The following is a 20883-nucleotide window of genomic DNA, read 5'->3' as shown; positions in this document are numbered from 1 at the left end:
TGTGGCTCCACGAAATCTCAAGGGCTCGAATGAGGCGGCTACGACCTTTCTGCGAGACCTCAGACGACGAATGACCACACCTCGGTGTTCGAGTTCGATCTCAAAATCGTCGGGTAGCAAAAGTTCCCGTAGCCGACCAAGCGTCGCATTATCCATTGGCGCCCCCACCACTGCATTATCAATAGATAATCCAAAACGGCGGCTGTGCAACTACGACTTGCGCCCGACCAGTGGATGGGAATGAAATGGTGGTTGCGGGCCTTGGCCGATATTATCGCGCACCGCCCTCTTTTTTTGTGAAAAGGGGACGCTCGAAGGACTATCCTTTCGTCCGATCGAGGATCGAGTCTCCGAGCCACACAGTCGACTAGGCGCAGCGTGCGGAGTCGTGGGCGGATGGGGTCATCGGCAGCTATCTGCACTAATTGCCTACTAGCAGCCGGTCCGCTGTCGGTCCCAAGTCAGTCGTTCGCGTGTAAGGTGAGCAGACGGCCCCCAATGACGAATTTCAGTGCGTTAGCTCTATTCCAATAACGGGTCGTCGGTTCCGATCTTTTCAAGGCGAGGGATTGAAAGGCGGCTCTGGGGCCGGTTGCAGACTGTCCGCTTTTCGACAGGTCTAGCTAAGAGCGGACCCACACGGGTTAGAACGAACGTGACGTCCGAATGCACGTGCCTCTCATCGTGGCTTTAGTGGCGCCGGCCGTGATCGACTTTTGAGCCAAACGTAGGCGCGGGCATAAAGACTGCGCCTCGCCAACCGGTTCGGGCCAGGTTCGAGAAGACGATAACGTCGCCATGTTAGAACTGACGTTCTACGCCCGACGAGATTTCGATACCAGCGGCGTTGCAAGCTTGCGCAGCCGGACAGCGTTTCATCGGCGTACCTCACTGCCTATAAACTGCGGCGCTAGCCTTCCCGTTAGATCGCCTCGTCGAGCACAAGATCCCGCCGTTCGATCAGCTCGAAATCTCCATACTTCTCGCGCTTCCAGACGCGGGTCTGAATAAACCAAGCCAATTTCAGGTCTGCATCAACACTTCCAGGGAGCGCGCAAAAGAGCTTTCGACTCAATTGGGCAACAGCGCCGCAGCGAGTGGAACCGCCCTTAGGATGGTTTGGCGTCCAAACGTCGTTCCATAAGAGAGTCGAGGCCAAAGTCGCTTCTCGATCAACTAGTCGAAGCGTTCCGTCCGCGGCCCGAATGCGAGCCGGCCCGGGAAGGCAATACGGTGCGACGACTGGCATGCCGATTGAGAAAAGATCAGCTGTCCAATAGCCGTACGGCTTAGAAAGTAGCGATGAACACACTGGTGCCGCCCATCCGACTTTCCCGTTCTCCTTGAGCTCTGCGAGCTCGATGTCTTGGATGAAGCCGTCGACAGATAATCGAGTGCCGAGCTGTGTTAGCGTCATGGGCTCGAAGAGACCGCGGTCGTCGCGGAGCTCAAAATCCGGCGTGACTAGAAACGCTCCGAGATAAACATCTCCGTAGCGTGCTTCTTCGGCAGGTAGCGGGCTGACCAATGAGACGCAGGGCATGTCCTTGAGCCTATTTTCTCGAACCCATTCAGCGACGATGCCCTTTAAATCGGAGTGTTCTTTGACACATAGTGCCGGAATATTGCCGAGGCAGTCCGGCTTTCGGTTCAGCTCGAGATCGAACAGTCCCCCAACTGCCGGTACATGGTCGATGAGATATCCTACGGCGCTCTCGAGCGGCATTCCCCAAGTCGTGACCGCATAGGCGAAGGTTCGAATGAAGGCTGAACGAAACACTTCGGTTTGCCGCTGATGATACTGACCCACAATGCCTGCGCGGGCTTCAGAGACGTCTCCGAAGTAGTTTGCGTATCGAGTAAACTTCGTGCCGAGAGCCGCGCACAGACTCTGCCACTCCCACGCCCACTGATCCACGAATGGGAGGCCTGTGTTTCGTTCGAGCCTTATCAACCGGTTGTAAAAATTCGGGGGGAGATGTGCCCCCTTTTGCTCCATGAAGTAGGCGTCCGGTTGAAACCCCAGGGGCGGATCGCCTGAGTGCGCGGTTTCCCAACCTCCCAGCGCAGCTCCCTCGCCATAAAGGCTGTCGAGAAGCACATCGGCAAGTATCGAGGGGCAGCCGATCCTGCCGACAACGTCGTCGATGTCCGGTCTATGTTTCTCGTTTGTGACCGTTAGGACGCTTAAAATGGAGCACACCTCGGACTCCGTTCTGCGACCCTTCAGGAAAGACAAGAGCGCCTGGGTTGCAGGTGTCCGTGTGGGCTCGTTGGCTAGCAACTCTCTGATTGCTCGCGCAGCCCGCCATCGAACCATGCCGATGGGCCAGCTTAGTCTCTGAAACAGGAGGGCGAGTGGGATATCCGATGCAAACGTCATTGCAACCACGTGGCCTCCCCGAGCGGAACGTCGTCGGTTTCGGCGATCAACGTTGCGATGAATTCGTCCGTAACGCTCTTTGCAATTTCGGCCTGTCCCACGGCGAGCAAAAAGATGACCAGGTGATGGAAGCCGATGGAAAAGCTGTAGCCCCGCCTTGCGAAAAACTCCAGAGGTGCCGAGGTGTCGCGGACGAAGTCTAGCCAGCGCTCCGGATATACGGCCGCCAGTTTCCCGATCCGCCTCTCCACTTCAGCCTGCGATGTAAAGTGGCTGTCCCAGCCATGGCGCCGGATTTGCGCCATAACGAGCCACGGATAGGCGGCGTCCTTGCCTTCCACTGCGAGGCTTACGTCGAACACGTGATCGAGGATATCCTCAGTGTTGTAGGTGCTTGTATCGCTGTCGAAGTATGCCTTGGTCGAGGCGATTGCCTTTCGGGCCTTGCCTTTGGCATGCCAGTGCTCAAGCCACCTACGTAGGAAGTCGGGTCGCTTGGAATAGTGGAAGTCTCGCGCACCCACCGCAGCGGCGATTCCGGCGAAGTCGTCTGAAGCGAAAACCGTGGGATCGGCTTCGACTGCGGCCTTCTCGGCATCGGTGAGATCGCGATCCGGGGTAGAGTAATCTCGCTCTGTCGGTGGCGGCGTGCCGCCCAAGAATTCGGTCTGCACCTCCAGCAGTTCCCGAGCTGCCGGATCGGTCTTGGCACGCTCTTCCAGCTTCCCGAGGGTCCCGGCGTCGAGGAGCGTACCCACTAATGCAGCAGCTTCGGGCGTGCTCAGGTCGCCAAACTCGATGAACGCTTCGATGCACTTGTCTGCATAATACCATTCGTCCGCCTCGATATGGTGCTCGTAGAGTTTGGGTAACAGATTTGGTGCGGTCTTTGCTGAAAGGCTTATGAGCTGCGAGCGGGAATGTCGCGTTCCGTCGCTGTCCGTGAAGTCGGTAATTCGGTCGACAATCGGCGCAATTCGTTGGATGCGCTCGAGCGTCCTCTTGGGATCGATTTTATGCACGTCTTTGATGCTATCGAGCACCTCGAACACGAAGGGATCTTTTCTGTAGCCGTAACCGAGCAAGCAGGACGCAGCGCGTCGCAGCAGGGCTTGAGGATTGTCGACATCGTACAGGTGCGCGAGAGCCGCGTACTTTGTCCATTTGTCAGCGCGTTCATTGAATTCCGTCACCTCTGCTGAAAGCGCTTCGACCAGCTCTTTCAGGAGCGTGCTGGCGGCTTCCTTAGAGAGATAGCGGGCACGGTCTTCCGCATTGAAGTCCACCCAGAGCTCGTCGACCCAATGAGCTGAACCGCGCGCGATCTCGAATTCGTCCTCGGGTACCCCGGTTTCGTATTTGTTCGGCAGACCGAACAGATGAACGTCTAAGGCGATCTTGTTCAGCGACTTGCGGAACCCCGCGTACCTTGCTTGCTCTGTCTCATTTCTGCCCGAGAAGGGGATCGGCGCGATGTCGGCAGCCGCCAGAAACGGCGTGGAGAAAGTCCAGGCCGCAGTTCCGCCCGCCAATTCCTCAGCGCACGTTTCCAAGCACTCCAAGGCCCGATCCACGAAGTCCGACTTTTCCCGATCTAAGCCAGGGTAGATCGGTGAGAATTCCCCGACCGCGATGAGGTTCGCTCTAAGTGCGATCCAAAACGCGTCGTGGAAGAAACGCTCCAGATCGACGCTTTCGCCGGGGGAGTTTCGCTCCGACAGAAGGTCGTCGGGAATCGCGGTAACCTCTGTAGGACAATATTGCACGGGATCGGATCGACATATCCACGCAGCAGCGACAGGGTCGTGCTTGAATGTACCTTTCTTTAAGCGCTCTGCGGGATCGGCTCCGATCAAAAGGCAGCATCGAAGAATATGTACCTGGATGGCGCGGCGGTAGGAACTCCACTTAGCTGCCGATAAGTGCTTGCTGAGCGTATCCAGACTGTCGATATCTTTCGAGCGCGCAAGGCACTTGATGTAGTTCGACATATGGACGCTAGGGTCTTTAAACCCCTTTAAGAATCGAACGGTCCTCTCGACGTGTTGCGTACCGGCGAGTGCGGCGACCTCGAGAGCGGCGGTCGAGAGTTTTCCGAAGTCATCGAAAGAGCGATGCCTTAGGACGACCCAAGTATTGATGCGGCGACGAAGTTCCCCCAAGCAAGCGTCTACCAGCTCGGCGCGAAGTACCGCGGGCCCATATCGCGCTAATGAAGATATCTCGTCGACTGTGAAGTTTTGAAGATCGTCGAGCAGGTTTCGGGCTTGCTGCAGATTATCGAATACCGACAGCGCTGCGCTTCGGAAGGAGCCGAAGTCCCAGGCCTGATACTCTCTAACGTTACTCACTCGCGTTTTGAGCGCCCTTAACCGAACTGTTGTCGGAAGGTCGGCTGCGGCGAAAGTAAGGTTTTCTGCAGCGGAAAGAATGTTCGTTATCTGCGTCTCAGGCCAGCCGTTCGCGAGGGACGCAACCGCCCACTCTCTTGTGGTGCCTGTAAGTAGGTGAGCGGTTTCCCCGACCTTTGCCTTGGTCAGCCATAACCAACCCCACCGCCAGTATTCGGGAGCGTCCTCGCCGAGCCATTTGACGATTGTGGGTAGGAGAGCGTTGTAGCTCTCCTCGTGATCGTCGCGTTCTCTCAACCATGCGAAAATGCTGCCGTGAAAGGGCATCATCCCGGAGCGGTGAGGCTCAAGTAAGAAGGCAACCTCGCCGAAATCGCCCATGCACTTGCGAATACCTCCGCTGGGCCAAAAGAATTCTGACCCGGCCAGCATGTGTAAGATGCTTCGAGACGGTGCCGAGATCCGCTGCCAGAGGCCCCGATAGTAGCTGCGAATATCTCCGTCGGGGCACCCAGGCAAAGCTAAAACGGCGTCCTCGTCGATAAGCACTCCTGACAGCACTAATCCTTCGAAAGCGAAAATCAGGTGCAATGGATGACCTTGGCTAATTCGGAAGAACGCAGCTCCGACTTTCTCGATCTCTTCCTCTCTCCGACCCTCCCACTGCAGTCTAAGAGGGCGGGCGGCATCTTGGTTGGCGACCCAGCGACGAACCGCCGCTTCATCCATCCTTGGAATTTCCACCCAATCTTGCTCTTCGGCGCCGGTAACGAGTTTGGCCGGCAGTTGTGCGTCAGCAACACGCTGCGTTCCGACAACGAGGGACAGGTTGTCGGGCAACGGAAACAGCGAATTGAAGAGATGGTCTAGCTGATCTGTGCGCGCTGTATCCCGATAGACATGATCCAACCCGTCGACGATCAGATAAAGACGTTTTCCTTCCTTCGCCAAATTCTCTGCTACGATTTTAAGGGCGAGATGAAGGTGGTCGGGGTCGTCCGTCATACCTGCGGTATATTCCGGATAGTTTCCCCGAAGCTGGTCGTAAAGCGACGTGGCGATATCGACGTACGATGCCCTGTTGGAGCTCGTATCTTCTGTAGACAGAAAGTAGTGATGACGAATGACGACTTGGTCTTCCGTCTGCAACTGACTGGCCAGAAAACTTAGATAGGTGCTTTTCCCGCGTCCGGGAGTCGCCCAAACCACCGTCAACGGCGTAGCCGGATCGACGATCCTTTCTCGCAATGCGGCGTGGAAGGACTCGCTCGGCGGAGCGTATCCTGGAGGCACCAAGAAATCTTGGAGGAGGGGCCGCGGCCGCTTCTCTGAAATAAGACGCACGACGTGCTCGCGAAGAATTCTCCCGTCGGGCGGCGGTTCCCTTTGAAGCATCGCCCACCGCGTAACCTCATTGCGGAGGAGATGCCATCCTGCGGTCGTCGTATCCGTCGGGACGAGTTGATCTTTGAGCGACACCTCAAAGCGATCGAGGTCGGGAAGGCGAGCAGTAAATTCGAATGTCTGGAAGAACTCTCTTGCCGCAGCTTGGCCGCCGCATTCCGCCTCGATGAGCGCGAGTGTGGCCGGATCGACTTTCGCCAGGTCGACGAGCTTTCCATCTAGGCACGCTTCGAAATCCGCCGAGGGAACGCGATTCGTCTTGAGCTGCGCGCTGTGGATTGGGCCGCTCGCTTTTGCGCGCCGAAGCGATCCCGCCCATTTGGCGAGCATGCTCGATCCTTTTTCAGTCTTGGAAAGTAAGTAGTCCCAATTGAGCTCATATTTCGCCGGATCCACGGTGAACTTGACCTGCACGTACTCGACCGAGCCGTCCTTGCGTCTGGCAACGACGTCGTCGAGCGCCTTAATGCTCGAATCGTCGGACTCGAGCTGCACCCACTCGAACAAGTTTTGATCGCGGTAGTGCCTGATAAGGATCTCTATCCCGACGAGATCTTGATACTCGTATCCTGCCCGTGTAATCGCGCTGTGCTTTATGATCTTGTTGCCGGCCATTCTCTTCCTCATATGCCCTCATACCGTAGGCGGCTCTTTCGGAAATGGAAATGGCCCGGAATATCGCAACCTAGGAGGGCTGTGAAGATTTCGCTCTACTCCCTCGATGCAGATCAACATGGTTGCATGCGTCTGCTAAAGTGCCCCTACTGTATGAGACTTCTATCTCGCTGGTCGCCGGGTAGCAGGTTTGAGGGGACGAGAAAGCTCTGGCAGGAAAGCTTCGCCGAAACCTCCTGTTTTCAACGAGGCATGTCCATGTGATGCACTCGCCCTCGTTATCTGCGCCGCTATTGCCAATGATGCAGACGCGGCTCCATTCCGCTTCACTGCTCCCCTCGTGTGGTACCCCGTTATCAAACTGTGAGCCAGGATGGACGGGTACCCGCCGCAGTGGAACTCTGCCGGCAATGGCAGATATTGGGATTTATACCGATGCCGCTGAACGTCCGGAATGGGGGCGCTATGTTGCCGTTCGAAGGCTTTTGCGTGGACCTCGCCTTAGGGTGCGGACAGAATCCTGCTCCCACGAACCCTGCACTGCATGTTGCTGTGATGTTCACTTTTTGGGCCAAGAAGATCGCATAATGTATCGAGTGGAATGGCCGGCCCGATGTAAGTTTAACCGGTCGATAAGTTTAAGCAGCGGTTGTTCCAACCTTGGTTGTTGCCGCAAAAGCCGCAGCTGATGTGGCGCTACAGGTTTGCTATGTGGTTGTTCAGTCGTCATTGACTGAAACGGTTTGCTGGCAGCCCGTAGGTGCCCGGCCGCAGCGCGAAGACCGCACCCTCATGTGGGTTGCGAGCAAGATGCTCGTCGCTCATCGTGAAGCGCGCCGACGTGACAAACAGGGTTTCAAATTGGGGGCCGCCAAACGCGCAGCTCGTCGGCCATGAACATGGCAGGTCGACAACGCGATCTATCCTACCATCGGGCGAAAATCGGACCACACAGCCGCCGCCTGCGACGCGGCAGTTCCAAATGAAGCCTTCAGCATCCATACAGGAGCCGTCCGGAAGACCCCGATCGAAGCCCGAAAGGATCGATCGCCTGTCGTGAAGCGCCCAGGAATTGGCATCGAGCGCATAGCTGTAGATCACATTGTCTTCCGTGTCTGCCGTGATGAGCCGGCCATTGTCGGTCCATATTAGCGTGTTTGTAATTCCGAACCGATCATCCGAAACCGAATGCAATGCCCCGTGCGAATACCGGTAGAGTCTCCCGGCTTTTGCAGTTGTCGCCTGGGGCGTGTCATCGGCTGCGATATTGTCCTGCATCGTGCCAATCCAGAAAGCCCCGTCTGGTCCGACGATGCCTTCATTCAGTCGATTGCCCGGAAACTCTGGTTCGATCTCGGTCACGACATGAAGCCCACCTCCAAATTCCCATAACGCGATTGATTTCCGCAATCCGACGATCGCGCCGCCGTCGTTGCGAAGACCGATTGAGGTGATCAGGTCGGGGAAACTCCACTTTTCATGCTTGCCCGACCTGGGGCAGAGCCGATGGATCGATTTTCCGACGATGTCGACCCAGCAAAGCTTGTTTTGCCGCTCATCCCATACGGCACTCTCTCCAACGACGTTTTCCGCCGCGAATGCCACGTCGACTTCGATTTTCATAAGCCCTCCGAACTGTTCTCAAATTGGTTCTTGACACACAGCTTGTCCATAAACTATGACTCGGTTCAATTCAACCTGTCCGACAGGTTTTATAAAACTGGGAGACGAAAATGAGTTTAACTCCAGTCGACGAAGAACAGTTTGCAGGAGGCAATCTCGTCAGCACCGCGATCGGCGCTATCACCCAGCACATTCGGGAGAACGAACTTGGTCCGGGCGATCGACTGCCGAGCGAGGCCACCCTGTCTAAGGAACTCAGCGTGTCCCGCTCGGTGGTGCGTGAGGCTTTCAGGTCGCTTGCGACCATGCGGCTGATTGATCTCAATGTCGGGAAGCGTGCCACGGTGGCTCAACTCGACCACGGCGCAATGTCCTTGATGATCGAGCATGGCGTGCATACGGCCCAGATCAACATCAACCAGGTCTATGATGTACGCCGAACCATAGAAATGCGGACATCGACGCTGGCTGCGCTTCGTCGAAGCGACGCAGAAGCCCACACCATCCTTGCCCATGCAAGAGCGATGGAGACAAATTTCGCGGATGCGGACAAGGTTATGGAGAGTGATCTCGCCTTTCACCTGGAGATTGCTCGCGCCTCCAAGAACCCGATCTTCTCGATCATTGTCGGCGCATTCCAGGGGGTCTCCCGCCAGACCTGGCCGATCGGGTGGCGCAGCCGCGCGTCCGACGCCGACCGGCACGCCATGAACCAGATACATATCGACTTGGCCGGAGCAATTCTGGCTGGCGACCCCCAAGCCGCCAGCCAGCTCATGGCCCGCCATTTCGACGAAAGCGCAAAAGCACTGCTCGCGGCTGGAATCGCATAGGGGAAAACCTGATGAAAATTACGAGACTTGAGACGGTCCGCATCGCGGAACGGCCGAACCTGCTTTGGCTGCTGGTCCATACCGACGAGGGGTTGACGGGGCTCGGAGAAACCTTCTTCGGCGCAGAAACCGTCGAGACCTACATCCACGAGTACGTCGCCCCTCGTGTCATCGGGCGAAACCCGCTGCAGATCGATCTTCTCGCATCTGATCTGGTCGGTTATCTCGGGTTTCGCTCTTCCGGCGCCGAGGTGCGTGGAAATTCGGCATTCGACATTGCGCTCTGGGATATCTTCGGAAAGGCGACGGGCCAGCCGATAGCACAGTTGCTCGGCGGCTTCAGCCGCAATGAAATCCGCACCTACAACACCTGTGCGGGCACGGAGTACATCAAGAAGGCAACCGGTCAGACGACCGCAAACTACGATCTGTCGTCCGCCGGCGCCCGCAACTACGACGACCTCAACGGCTTCCTGCATCGCGCCGACGAACTGGCACTGTCCCTCTTGGAAGAGGGCATTACGGCGATGAAGATTTGGCCGTTTGATATCGCGGCGGAAAAGTCGCGTGGTCAGTATATTTCGATGCCCGACCTGAAATCGGCGCTGGTGCCGTTCCAGAAGATCCGCGACGCCGTTGGCGATCGCATGGACATCATGGTCGAGTTCCACTCGATGTGGCAGCTCTTGCCGGCAATGCAGATTGCCAAGGCGCTCGCACCGTACCAGACGTTCTGGCACGAGGATCCCATCAAGATGGACAGCCTCTCCAGCCTCAAGCGTTATGCAGCCGTCTCGCCTGCGCCGATCTCTGCATCGGAAACATTGGGTTCGAGGTGGGCTTTCCGAGACCTCCTGGAGACCGACGCTGCTGGCGTGGTCATGCTGGATATCAGCTGGTGTGGCGGCTTGTCGGAGGCGCGCAAGATCGCGGCGATGGCGGAAGCGTGGCATCTCCCCGTGGCACCGCATGACTGCACCGGGCCGGTCGTTCTTTGCGCATCGACGCATCTGTCGCTCAACGCACCCAACGCGTTGGTCCAGGAGAGCGTGCGGGCCTTCTACAAGACTTGGTATCGCGACCTCGTTACGGCGCTTCCGGAAGTTCGAAACGGGATGATCACGGTTCCGCCAGGGGCCGGTCTCGGCATGGAGCTTAATCCCGAGCTCGAAAAGGCATTTACGGTGTCCCGTCGAACTTCGAGCGGGGGCTAAGACCGGGTTCTTTCGCAATTTTGCAGCTTAAGGAGGAGCAAGCATGCGAACAGTATTGATTGGGAGTGCATTGGGGTTGGCGCTTTTTGGTTCGACCGCGCTCGGCGCGTCGGCAGAACCGTTGAAGATCGTCTTCACGCATCACTCGTCGGCTTCAAACACATTCTGGCAAGCGGTCAAAAAAGGTTACGATGATGCATGCGAGAAGATCGGCGCAAATTGCCAGATGGTGTTTACCCAGACCGAGGGTTCGGTTGAGCAGCAACTCTCCAATATGGAAGCTGCGTTGGCGAGCAAGCCTGACGCCCTTCTGACCTCCATCGTCGATGACAAGGCGTTTGACGACGTCATCGCTCGGGCCGCCAAGGACGGCGTGGAGGTCATCGGCGTCAACGTCGACGACAGCGAGGGGGCGAAAGGAAACGCGCGGGTTGCTTTCGTCGGACAGGGTTTCCGGCGCGCCGGATACTCCCTTGGGAAGGCCATGTCCGAGAATTTTCCGAAGGAGGGACCGATCAAAGTGTTGGTCGGAATTTCCGCGCCCGGCCAGAACTGGTCGGAGGCACGCGGGCAGGGCGTCATGGATTTCCTTACGGAACTCAAGGCCGCGAACCCCGGTCGAGAAGTGTCCTGGGAACGGATCGACAGTGGCACGGACCTTGCCGTGACATCAGATCGTGTCGGCGCCTATCTCAATGCGCACCCCGACACCACCGCCTATTTCGATACCGGATTCTGGCATGCCGCAGTGGCAAGAGTTCTGAAGGATCGTGGGGTCGCGCCGGGTCAGGTGCTTCTGGGTGGCTTCGATCTGGTGCCCGAAGTCGTCCAGCAAATGCAGACGGGCTATGTTCAGGTCCAGGTCGATCAGCAGCCATACATGCAAGGCTTCATGCCTGTAATGCAGGTCTATCTCGCCAAGAATTTTGGCCTCGCCCCGGCTGACATCGATACGGGGCAAGGGATCGTCCGCCCGGCTGATGCCGACAACATCATGGACCTTTCAGCACAGGGCCTGCGGTAGACGCGTTTCTGCGAAAATCGGAGGGTTTTCGCAGAAAGAGCCTGTTGATGGAAGCATGTGCTTTGCGCGTCGAACACGGCGCGCAAAGCAATGAATTTGGCCGGCAGGCCCGCGAGATGCGCTGCCCTGCCGCACGGGAGCATGCGATGAAAAGAATGCTGAAAATCTACATGGAGAAGCCGGAACTCGCGGCGCTCCTTCTCCTCTTTCTGCTCGTAGTTCTCTTCCAGATCCGGTCTGGAGGCGTCTTCTTGAGCTTTGAAAACCTGCGAGGCTTCTTTGGGATCCTCCCGGAGATGGCGCTGGTTGCCATCGGTGTCACTATTTTGATGATCTGCGGAGAATTCGATCTTTCTGTCGGCGCCGTTTTCGCGCTGATGCCGATGACGATGGCTGTCTTGATGGCCAGTGGGATCTCGTTCCCGATGGCACTAGTCGCGGGCCTTCTCGTTTGTGTAGCGATAGGACTGCTCAACGGCTATTTGACCATCCGGTTTGCGATCCCAAGCTTTATTACCACGCTTGGCATGATGTTTGTGGCCAGATCGCTTACGGTCGTCATCTCGGGGGGCTTTCCGCCGCTCTTGCCGGCCGATCTTCCCACGTGGCTCTTCACCAGTTTTGTTGGGCCGGGCCAATTGTTTCGTATGTCGTTCATCTGGTTCCTGGTCATTGCCGTTCTGGTGTCGCTGCTCCTTAGCCGGACAAATTTCGGCAACTGGATCAGAGCGACCGGCGGTTTCCTACCGGCAGCCGATGCCCTTGGGATCCCGACTGCGCGCGTCAAAATAGCTTGCTTCATTCTTTGCTCGGTGCTGAGCGGCTTTGCCGGGCTCATTCAGGTGCTTCGCCTCGGGTCGCCACTGCCTTCGATCGGCGAGGGCATGGAACTCCAAGCGGTTGCCGCGGCTGTCATTGGTGGTACCGCGCTCAATGGTGGTGTTGGGGCCGTCTTCGGCGGCATCATTGGCGTCATTCTCATTCGCGTGATCGACAACGGTCTCATCCTCAGTCAGGTCGACGCCAATTGGTTCAAATTTGCGATCGGCTCGCTGACGATCTTCGCGGTCGTCGCCAACTCCTGGCTTCGCAAGCGGGCAAAATCGATCAAGGTGGAGGTCTGAGCCATGAACGGTCCTATCGTATCCGTCCGGAACCTGCACAAATGGTACTCAGGCGTTCATGCTCTGAGAGGCGTCTCAGTCGAATTCGCACGCAATGAGGCCGTTGGACTGATCGGCGACAACGGCGCCGGCAAGTCCACACTCATCAACATCCTTTCCGGCGTCCAGAAACAGGACGAGGGCAGTATCTTCGTCGAGGGAAAAGAGGCTGCGATATCGAGCCCGCGCGACTCCATGCGGCTCGGGATCGAGACCATCTATCAGTACAACTCCATGGTCCCGACCATGTCTATCGCGCGCAACCTGTTTATTGGTCGCGAGCCGGTGAAATATTCGCTCTTCGGCCTTGGGGTTCTGGATTTGCGCAAGATGCGCGAGGAAAGCGTCCAGGCCATCGCAGACGTCGATCTTCATCTGCGCTCACCTGACGCCTTGGTCGGCGAACTCTCAGGCGGGCAACGACAGGGGGTCGCGATCGCCCGTGCCATGCATTTCAAGTCGAAGGTGATGATCCTCGACGAACCGACGAACCACTTGTCGGTCAAGGAAACGAACAAGGTCATCGGTTTCGTTCGTTCGTTGAAGGAACAGAATGTTACCGGCATCTTCATCAGTCATAACATGCATCACGTCTTCGAATCCTGTGACCGGGTGGTCGCCATGGCGCGTGGGCAGATTGTGCTCGACAAGCGTGTCAGCGAGACGTCGATCGACGAAGTCCAGTCCGTACTTTGAGGGGAACGCAGATGAAACCACTTCAGGGAAAAGTGGCGCTTGTCACGGGCGGCCTTGGCACACTCGGTCGAGCGCAGGTCCGCAAGCTCACAGCGGAAGGCGCCACTGTCATCGTGCTCGACCGTCCTGGCCTCCAGGTAGATCTGACGGAAAATCTCGGCGAAAACGCGCGCTTTCTCGGATGCGATCTGAACGACCTCGCGAAAACCGAGGATCTCATCCGGTTGGAGGCCGAAGCCTCAGGCGGCATCGACATTCTGATCAACAATGCCGCCCTCATAATCAATAAGCCGTTCCAGGAGTTCAGCTTGGCGGAGTACGAGGACCAGATCCGCGTCAACTCGTCGGCTGCGTTTGCAGCCGTTCGAGCCTGTGCCGACCTAATGAAACGCAAAGGCCGCGGCAAGATCCTCAACTTTGCTTCCATTACGCTCAATGGCCAATGGGACGGCTATGTGCCCTATGTCGCATCGAAGGGCGCAATGATCGGGCTGACGAAATCGTTGGCCCGCGAACTTGGACCGTTCGGGATCAACGTCAACGCGATTTCACCGGGAGCGGTGGTTTCTGAAGCAGAGAACCGGGTATTTGCCAACCGGCTTCAGGAATACAACGACTGGGTCCTCGAGCGGCAATGCCTCAAAACACGTGTTAAGCCTGAGGACGTCGCGGAGCTCGTCTATTTCCTTGTCTCACCGGCTTCGGACATGATTACCGGACAGAACTTCGCCATCGACGGCGGTTGGTAGATGATTGTCGAGCGGATCAATGTCGAAAACAGCAAGGCGCACTTGCAGCTAATCCCGACACTTGGCGGTGGTATCGCACATCTTGATGTACGGCATCCGTCCGGCGCATGGCTTCCTGTGTTCAGGCCGTGGAATGGCCGAATGGAAGATGGTCCGTTCGAACTAGGGTGTAATGTGCTTGTTCCATTCTCGAACCGCATCTCAAGAGGCGGTTTCGAATATGAAGGTGTGTTTCATCCCATTCCAGCCAACCTTGTCGGCGAGCCATTCCCCATCCACGGGGACGGCTTCCAGCGGCGCTGGCGATTGCTTGCTCGCAGCTGCGAAACCGTCGAACTCGAATGCGATGGGGAGATCGGTCCATTTCGCTATCGGGCAAGGCAAGTCTTCACTCTTGGGCCCGAAAAGCTGGAAATAAAGCTCACGGTTCAAAACTTGTCAGGCCAACCACTACCCTTCGGCATCGGGTTCCATCCCTGGTTTCCGCGAAATGCGGGCACTCGGCTGCAATTTCGCGCCACGGAGGTATGGCTGGAAGACAGGGAACACTTGCCGACAGGTCGGCGAAAGCTTTGCGAAGTCCCAGATTGGAATTTCGACCAAGGGCGGGCGTTACCTGACCAGTGGATCAACAACGCCTTCGGCGGGTGGGCTGGAGAGGCGGTCATCATGCAAGGAGAGGGAGCGGTCTCCGTTAGGATCTCGGCCTCCGACAATCTTGCTTATGCGCTGATCTATTCGCCGGACGCCAAGGCGGACTTCTTTTGTTTTGAGCCGGTTTCCCACCCAGTAGACGCACATAACCTCGTGGGCCGGCCAGGCCTGAAGATACTTGAAGACGGCCAGGAGCTGACTGGTTCAATGAGTTTGGAATGGGAAGAGACAAATGGAACTCGATAGGAGCGGCGCCTTCGTCGGTCGTGTGTGGTTGTCGGAGGAGAAGGGGCCGGTCCTGGTGACAGTCAGGGCCGGCGTGGTGTTCGACATCACGACAAAAGAAGCGCCAACGATGCGTGATCTCTTGGAGATGGATGATCCTGTCGGGTTCGCCCGGGCACGAGAGGGAAGGGCGATCTGCGAGCTGGCCGAGGTTCTCGGGGCAGCTCCGAGGGTCTCCGAGGCGCCCCGGCTACTCGCGCCATGCGATCTTCAGGCAATCAAAGCCTGCGGCGTGACATTCGCCCGCTCGATGCTCGAACGGATGATCGAGGAGCGGGCCGCAGGAAACCCCGACCTCGCCTCCAAAATCCGCGAACGCGTGACGGTGCTTGTCGGGGACAGTCTGCGCAACCTCAAGGCTGGTTCGCCGGAAGCGGCCAAGGTCAAGGAAGCCTTGATCGAGGAGGGCGTCTGGTCGCAGTACCTCGAAGTCGGAATCGGTCCTGACGCCGAAGTCTTCACCAAAGGGCAGATTATGTCGGCAGTTGGGTATGGTGATGAGGTAGGGCTACACCCGATATCGAGGTGGAACAACCCGGAACCTGAGGTCGTCCTCGCCGTGGATAGCAAGGGCTGGGTAAAGGGAGCGACGCTCGGCAACGATGTGAACTTGCGCGACGTTGAAGGACGTTCGGCGCTTTTGCTTGGTAAAGCCAAGGACAATAATGCCTCCTGCGCGCTCGGGCCGTTCATTCGGCTGTTTGATGAGAGCTATTCGATCGACGATGTGCGCAATGCCGACCTCGATCTGCGGATAGAAGGCGAGGATGGCTATGTGCTGATGGGCAGGAGCTCGATGAAAGAGATCAGTCGCGATCCACTCGATCTGGTACGTCAGACCATCGGCGCCCATCACCAATACCCCGATGGCTTCATGTTGTTCATGGGCACGCTGTTTGCTCCCGTCGAAGATCGGGACGTCCCGGGCCAGGGCTTTACTCACAAGCTCGGTGATGTCGTGACAATCTCAAATGCCCAGCTGGGATCACTGGTCAACACGGTGCGATTGTCGACCGAGTGCAGTCCCTGGACTTTTGGTGCATCGCACTTGATGCGCAATCTTGCGGCGCGTCAGTTGATCTGAATGGAACCGACCATGACATTGCACCAGAACCTGATTGCCGGCGAATGGATCGGTGGCGACGGGGTCGCCAACATCAACCCCTCGAACACCAATGACGTGGTGGGCGAATATGCCCGTGCGTCTGCCGATGATGCCCGCGCCGCGATCGCCGCTGCCAAGGCGGCGTTTCCCGCCTGGTCGCGCTCCGGCATTCTCGAGCGCCACGCGATCCTGAGGAAGACCGCCGACGAGATCCTCGCCCGCAAGGACGAGCTCGGAAAGTTGTTGTCGCGCGAGGAAGGCAAGACGCTCGCCGAAGGCATCGGCGAGACCGTGCGTGCCGGCCAGATCTTCGACTTCTTCGCCGGTGAATGCCTGCGTTTGGCGGGCGAAGTCCTGCCGTCGGCCCGGCCCAACATCGGCGTCGAGATCACCCGCGAGCCGGTCGGTGTCGTCGGCATCATCACGCCCTGGAACTTCCCGATCGCCATTCCCGCCTGGAAGATCGCGCCGGCGCTCTGTTACGGCAACACCGTCGTCTTCAAGCCGGCCGAGCTGGTGCCCGGCAGTTCATGGGCGATCGTCGACATCCTCCACCGTGCCGGCCTGCCGAAGGGTGTGTTGAACCTCGTGATGGGCAAGGGCTCGGTCGTCGGCCAGGCGATGCTCGACAGCCCCGATGTGCACGCCATCACCTTCACCGGCTCGACCGGCACCGGCAAACGCGTGGCGCTCGCCTCCGTCGAACACAATCGCAAATACCAGCTGGAAATGGGCGGCAAGAACCCGTTCGTCGTGCTTGACGACGCCGATCTTGCGGTCGCGGTCGAGGCGGCGGTCAACTCCGCCTTCTTCTCGACCGGCCAGCGTTGCACCGCATCTTCGCGCCTCATCGTCACCGAGGGCATTCATGATCGCTTCGTGGCGGCCATGGGCGAACGGATGAAGGGGCTGACGATCGACGACGCGCTGAAGGCCGGCACCCAGATCGGCCCAGTGGTCGATGAGAGCCAGCTCAACCAGGACACCGACTATATCGCCATCGGCCGCCAGGAAGGCGCCAAGCTTGCCTTCGGCGGCGAGCTTCTGAAGCGCGACACGCCCGGCTTCTACCTGCAGCCGGCGCTGTTTACCGAAGCGACGAACGCGATGCGCATCAGCCGGGAAGAGATCTTCGGGCCGGTCGCATCCGTCATCCGGGTCAAGGACTACGACGAGGCGCTCACGGTCGCCAACGACACGCCCTTCGGTCTGTCCTCGGGCATTGCCACCACCAGCCTCAAGCACGCGACCCATTTCAAGCGCAATGCCGAAGCCGGCATGGTGATGGTCAACCTGCCGACGGCGGGCGTCGATTTCCACGTGCCGTTCGGCGGCCGCAAGGGCTCGTCCCACGGCGCGCGCGAGCAGGGGCGCTACGCCGCCGAGTTCTACACCACCGTCAAGACGGCCTACACGCTCGCCTAAGGGGTGATGTTTCGGGGAATTGAACCATTTGGACTTCCGCTTTCATTTTCCAGTCAAGGAAATGCGGGACCTACGGTTCGATTCCCTTCAAGGCGACAGAATTTATGGCGCTGTCTTGGCTGAAATCAGCCTCATGGGTTAGTCGGCAAATACTTTGCCGATGTGATCGAACGCGCGGGCGACGGTTGCACGTGGTGGTGCGTGTGCAGGATCCTGTTCGGCTTCGACGACCAGCCATCCTCGATAGCCACTGTTCCGAACGAAGCGAGCGATCGGAGTGAAGTCGACGATACCGTCGCCTGGCACCGTGAACATTCCGCTGCGCACGCCGGCATTGAAGCTCAGGTCGCCGGTCCGAACCTCCCGCATCACCGATTTGCGGACGTCCTTTAGGTGGACGTGCACGATGCGATCGGAGAAACGCTCGATGAGCTGCGTATAGTCGAAACCAGCTGCGACCGCGTGGCCCGTGTCGAGCAGCAAGCCAACTTCCGTGCCGGTCTTGTCGAAGATGTTGGAAATTTCATCGAAAGTCTCTGCGACCATCATCAGGTGGTGGTGATAGGCCAGCGCAAGCCCGTACTCGCCCGCAAGACGGCTGGAGAACTCCGTCAATCGCGCTGCATAGGCTGCCACGTCCGCCTTGGGCAATACTAACCGCTGCGCCATCGGTGCGTCCAGCGGGGATCCTGGTGTCATCATTGCAACCTCGCCGTAGACCATGACCTTGCAGTCCATGGCCCGGAGGAGGTCGGCGTGACGGGCAACAGCTCGCATCTCTTCGTCGACGCCGCGTTCGGCCAGTTCCCCTGAATGCCATCCGGACGCCAGGTCGAGACCGTGGCTTGCGAGAAGCGGGCGCAAGGCCGCTGCGTCCCTTGGGAATTTCCGGCCGAGCTCGACCCCCTGATAGCCAACCTCAGCCGCATCGGTGAGGCAAGTATCGAGTGGAATGTCTGCCCCAAGATCCTCAAGCACATCGTTCGCCCACGAAAGGGGACTTACCGCAAGGCGCACGCCGTCGGGCAAAGTAATGGCTTTCTGAGACATGATGAGTTCTCCACATTGGGATAGGTTCTCGGTTGCGAGTGTTCGACGTCCTTGAGAGGCGAAGACCTCGAGGATGAAGGTCCGTCAGGTGGAATTGCGGACCACAAGCTTGCCTGGCAGCGTCACCGTCTCCGGCTCCAGACGTCCTGCAATCATCCCAACGATGACCTGGATCATCTCCTGCCGCGGCTGCTCATATGTGGTCAGGCTGTAGGCGGGCGACCCGCAGAACTCGTAGTTGTCGAAACCGACAACGGCGATGTCTTCGGGGATCCGCAGACCGAACCGGCTGCGGATTTCATCCATCGCCCCAAGAGCCAGAATGTCATTTTCGCACATGAGAACGTCGACCCTGTCGGCGGGGGCGGTCTGTTCGAGATAGCTGCGCACCGCTTCGGCTCCCGCTCCGGCACTGTACTTTTCAGCCGAAAGCAAAGCGATCTCGTCCACACCCTTCTGCTTCCAGAAGTCGGTGAAATGATGCCGACGCCTCAGGGCGGTGGATAGCGCAGGGGCACCCGTCATGAAGCCAGGCCGGCGATATCCTCTTTCATGAAGATGATCGACGATCTCCCGTAATGCCAGTTCGGCATCACACACGACCGCCGGAACGCCTTCGATCTGGCTGTCTCTCGCAAGCACAAACATCGGTGGCGTTCCGCGACCAAGCTGCAGATCGCTCAGCGTCTCACTGCGAAACGCTGTACCGAAGAGGATAACGGCATCGACCTGGCGCTGATCTGCGTGAAGCAGCGCGTGCACGTGATCGAAGTGAGTGTTGATGTTGATCAGGACCGCGACGAGCCCCTCGGCCTGCAGTCTCTCGGTCAAGGTCTCAAGGAAGGGCAGTTTCTGAGGATTGGCGAAGTCATCGACAAACACAGCCACCTGATGGGTGGAATTCGTCGCAAGACTGCGTGCTAGCAAGTTCGGCGAGTAGTTGAGCGCTGCGGCCGCTTCCAGAACCTTGCGCTTGCTTTCCTCGGCGATCGACGCGCCCGGGGTGAACGCACGGATGACCGTCCACTTCGAAACACCTGCAGCATCCGCCACTTCTTTCGCCGTCGCTCGTTTGCGCATGAAGACTCCCTTGAAATGGAACGCATATTCCATTTCGAATTCAAGATGAAATGAATGCTTGCTTTTAATTCATCCCAGCGTAATATGCACCTGTTTGCACCCGGTAGCAACGAAAATGCACCCGGTAGCAATCGTTTTTCTCGCCATCCCGTGGAGGGTGTGGCGATTGGAGGAGGAGCAGATGAAATCCATTCTGAAGAAGCTCGCATTCGGCGCGGTCGTGCTCGGCGTCGCCACCACGGCCGCCATCAGCGCGAAAGCTCAGGAGCCCACCATCATCGCGGTGACGCACGGGCAGGCGTCCGACCCGTTCTGGTCGATCGTGAAGAACGGCATCATGCAGGCCGGCCAGGACAGCAACGTCCAGGTCGATTACCGCGCGCCGGAAACCTTCGACATGGTGGCGATGGCGCAACTGATCGAAGCTGCCGTGAACCAGAATCCGGCGGGCATCGTTATTTCGAACCCTGACCCGGACGCGCTCGGCCCGGCGATCGAGAAAGCGGTTGCCGCGGGCATTCCGGTAATCTCGATGAACTCTGGCATCTCTGCAGCTGAAAAACTGGGTATCAAGCTGCATGTCGGACAAGACGAGCTTCCGGCCGGCGTCAAGGTGGGCGCTAAGCTCAAGTCGCTCGGCCTTAAGCACGTGCTCTGCGTCAATCAGGAAGTTGGCAACGCGGCTCTTGACCAGCGCTGCGCCGGCACGGAGCAGGGGTTTGAAGGCGGCAAGGTAACGATCCTGCCGACGACGGCAGACCCCGCCGAGATTGAGGCGAAAATCCAGGCGGCATTGACCTCCGACCCGTCGATCGATCTGGTGCTCGGGCTGTCCGCCCCGCTGGTCGGCGAGCGCGCCGTCGCCGTCGTTGAGAAGATGGGCGTTGGCGATAAGGTGAAGGTCGCTTCCTATGATCTCTCAGCCGGCTTCCTCCAGTCCGTCGCTGACGGCAAGGCGCTGTTTGCGGTTGATCAGCAGCCCTATCTGCAGGGTTATCTGCCGGTGACGTTCCTGGCACTCAATGCGCGCTACGGCACCATTCCTGCCGGCAACGTGGCATCCGGTCCGAGCTTCGTCGAGAAGGACGCGGCCGCATCCGTTATCGAAAAATCCTCCCAGGGCATCCGCTAGGCGGATCCGCGGCAGCTCCCGCGCCAGTGGGAGCTGCTCTCATCGCCCGACCGCTCCGCGCCACCGCGTGAACGGGACGGATGGCGCACGGATAACA

Annotated in this window: 15 protein-coding genes; 10 read left to right on the top strand and 5 right to left on the bottom strand. The window is 58.3% G+C overall.

The features are described 5' to 3' along the window. Nucleotides 1–922: 922 nt before the first annotated feature. The 3 genes from IB263_RS29595 to IB263_RS29585 all read right to left on the bottom strand — a co-directional run bounded on the left by IB263_RS29595 (nucleotide 923) and on the right by IB263_RS29585 (nucleotide 8376). Nucleotides 923–2392 carry a hypothetical protein gene (locus tag IB263_RS29595; protein ID WP_192439375.1) on the bottom strand — a complete coding sequence of 490 codons (1470 nt, stop codon included), beginning with the start codon at nucleotides 2390–2392 and terminating at the stop codon, nucleotides 923–925. Then, nucleotides 2380–6753 (bottom strand): NACHT domain-containing protein, encoded by a 4374-nt coding sequence (locus IB263_RS29590; RefSeq protein ID WP_192439374.1) that lies wholly within the window; start codon nucleotides 6751–6753, stop codon nucleotides 2380–2382. Before IB263_RS29590 ends, IB263_RS29595 begins: the two co-directional genes overlap by 13 nt. A 726-nt stretch (nucleotides 6754–7479) precedes the next feature. After that, nucleotides 7480–8376, bottom strand: a complete 897-nt coding sequence (locus tag IB263_RS29585; protein ID WP_089045383.1) for an SMP-30/gluconolactonase/LRE family protein — start codon at nucleotides 8374–8376, stop codon at nucleotides 7480–7482. A gap of 110 nt (nucleotides 8377–8486) precedes the next feature. Between IB263_RS29585 and IB263_RS29580 the strand changes: the two genes are divergently transcribed. The 9 genes from IB263_RS29580 (at nucleotide 8487) to IB263_RS29540 (ending at nucleotide 17524) form a co-directional block, all read left to right on the top strand. Next, a complete protein-coding gene (locus tag IB263_RS29580; protein WP_058330197.1) occupies nucleotides 8487–9209 on the top strand; it encodes a FadR/GntR family transcriptional regulator in 723 nt (240 codons plus the stop codon). An 11-nt stretch (nucleotides 9210–9220) separates the two neighbouring features. After that, nucleotides 9221–10423, top strand: a complete 1203-nt coding sequence (locus IB263_RS29575; RefSeq protein ID WP_058330198.1) for a mandelate racemase/muconate lactonizing enzyme family protein — start codon at nucleotides 9221–9223, stop codon at nucleotides 10421–10423. 43 nt (nucleotides 10424–10466) lie between these two features. Continuing rightward, nucleotides 10467–11447, top strand: a complete 981-nt coding sequence (locus tag IB263_RS29570) for a sugar ABC transporter substrate-binding protein (protein WP_060520099.1) — start codon at nucleotides 10467–10469, stop codon at nucleotides 11445–11447. A gap of 146 nt (nucleotides 11448–11593) precedes the next feature. Further along, nucleotides 11594–12571, top strand: a complete 978-nt coding sequence (locus IB263_RS29565; RefSeq protein WP_058330200.1) for an ABC transporter permease — start codon at nucleotides 11594–11596, stop codon at nucleotides 12569–12571. A 3-nt stretch (nucleotides 12572–12574) separates the two neighbouring features. After that, nucleotides 12575–13306 carry an ATP-binding cassette domain-containing protein gene (locus IB263_RS29560; RefSeq protein ID WP_060520100.1) on the top strand — a complete coding sequence of 244 codons (732 nt, stop codon included), beginning with the start codon at nucleotides 12575–12577 and terminating at the stop codon, nucleotides 13304–13306. Between the two features lie 11 nt (nucleotides 13307–13317). After that, the gene (locus tag IB263_RS29555) at nucleotides 13318–14055 is read left to right on the top strand and encodes an SDR family oxidoreductase (RefSeq protein ID WP_060520101.1); all 738 of its coding nucleotides are present in this window, start codon (nucleotides 13318–13320) and stop codon (nucleotides 14053–14055) included. Beyond that, nucleotides 14056–14955: an aldose 1-epimerase gene (locus IB263_RS29550; RefSeq protein WP_110819657.1), complete on the top strand. Its 900-nt coding sequence runs from the start codon at nucleotides 14056–14058 to the stop codon at nucleotides 14953–14955. Then, nucleotides 14942–16078 (top strand): fumarylacetoacetate hydrolase family protein, encoded by a 1137-nt coding sequence (locus tag IB263_RS29545; protein ID WP_089045380.1) that lies wholly within the window; start codon nucleotides 14942–14944, stop codon nucleotides 16076–16078. The genes IB263_RS29550 and IB263_RS29545 overlap by 14 nt, the downstream gene beginning before the upstream one ends. Before the next feature lie 12 nt (nucleotides 16079–16090). Continuing rightward, the gene (locus IB263_RS29540) at nucleotides 16091–17524 is read left to right on the top strand and encodes an aldehyde dehydrogenase family protein (RefSeq protein WP_110819661.1); all 1434 of its coding nucleotides are present in this window, start codon (nucleotides 16091–16093) and stop codon (nucleotides 17522–17524) included. A gap of 138 nt (nucleotides 17525–17662) precedes the next feature. Here IB263_RS29540 and iolE read toward each other — a convergent pair whose 3' ends face one another. Then, nucleotides 17663–18574: a myo-inosose-2 dehydratase gene (gene iolE / locus IB263_RS29535; RefSeq protein WP_060520104.1), complete on the bottom strand. Its 912-nt coding sequence runs from the start codon at nucleotides 18572–18574 to the stop codon at nucleotides 17663–17665. A gap of 84 nt (nucleotides 18575–18658) precedes the next feature. Continuing rightward, nucleotides 18659–19654, bottom strand: a complete 996-nt coding sequence (locus IB263_RS29530) for a LacI family DNA-binding transcriptional regulator (protein ID WP_060520165.1) — start codon at nucleotides 19652–19654, stop codon at nucleotides 18659–18661. A 181-nt stretch (nucleotides 19655–19835) separates the two neighbouring features. Here IB263_RS29530 and IB263_RS29525 point away from each other — a divergent pair, with 181 nt between their 5' ends. Next, nucleotides 19836–20786: a sugar ABC transporter substrate-binding protein gene (locus IB263_RS29525; RefSeq protein ID WP_060520105.1), complete on the top strand. Its 951-nt coding sequence runs from the start codon at nucleotides 19836–19838 to the stop codon at nucleotides 20784–20786. Nucleotides 20787–20883: the final 97 nt, after the last annotated feature.

Origin of the sequence: Ensifer sp. ENS03, from assembly GCF_014852035.1 — a bacterium.
GTDB lineage: Bacteria > Pseudomonadota > Alphaproteobacteria > Rhizobiales > Rhizobiaceae > Ensifer > Ensifer adhaerens.
Note: the sequence above shows the minus strand (reverse complement) of the source record. Positions and strands in the feature narration are given on the sequence as shown.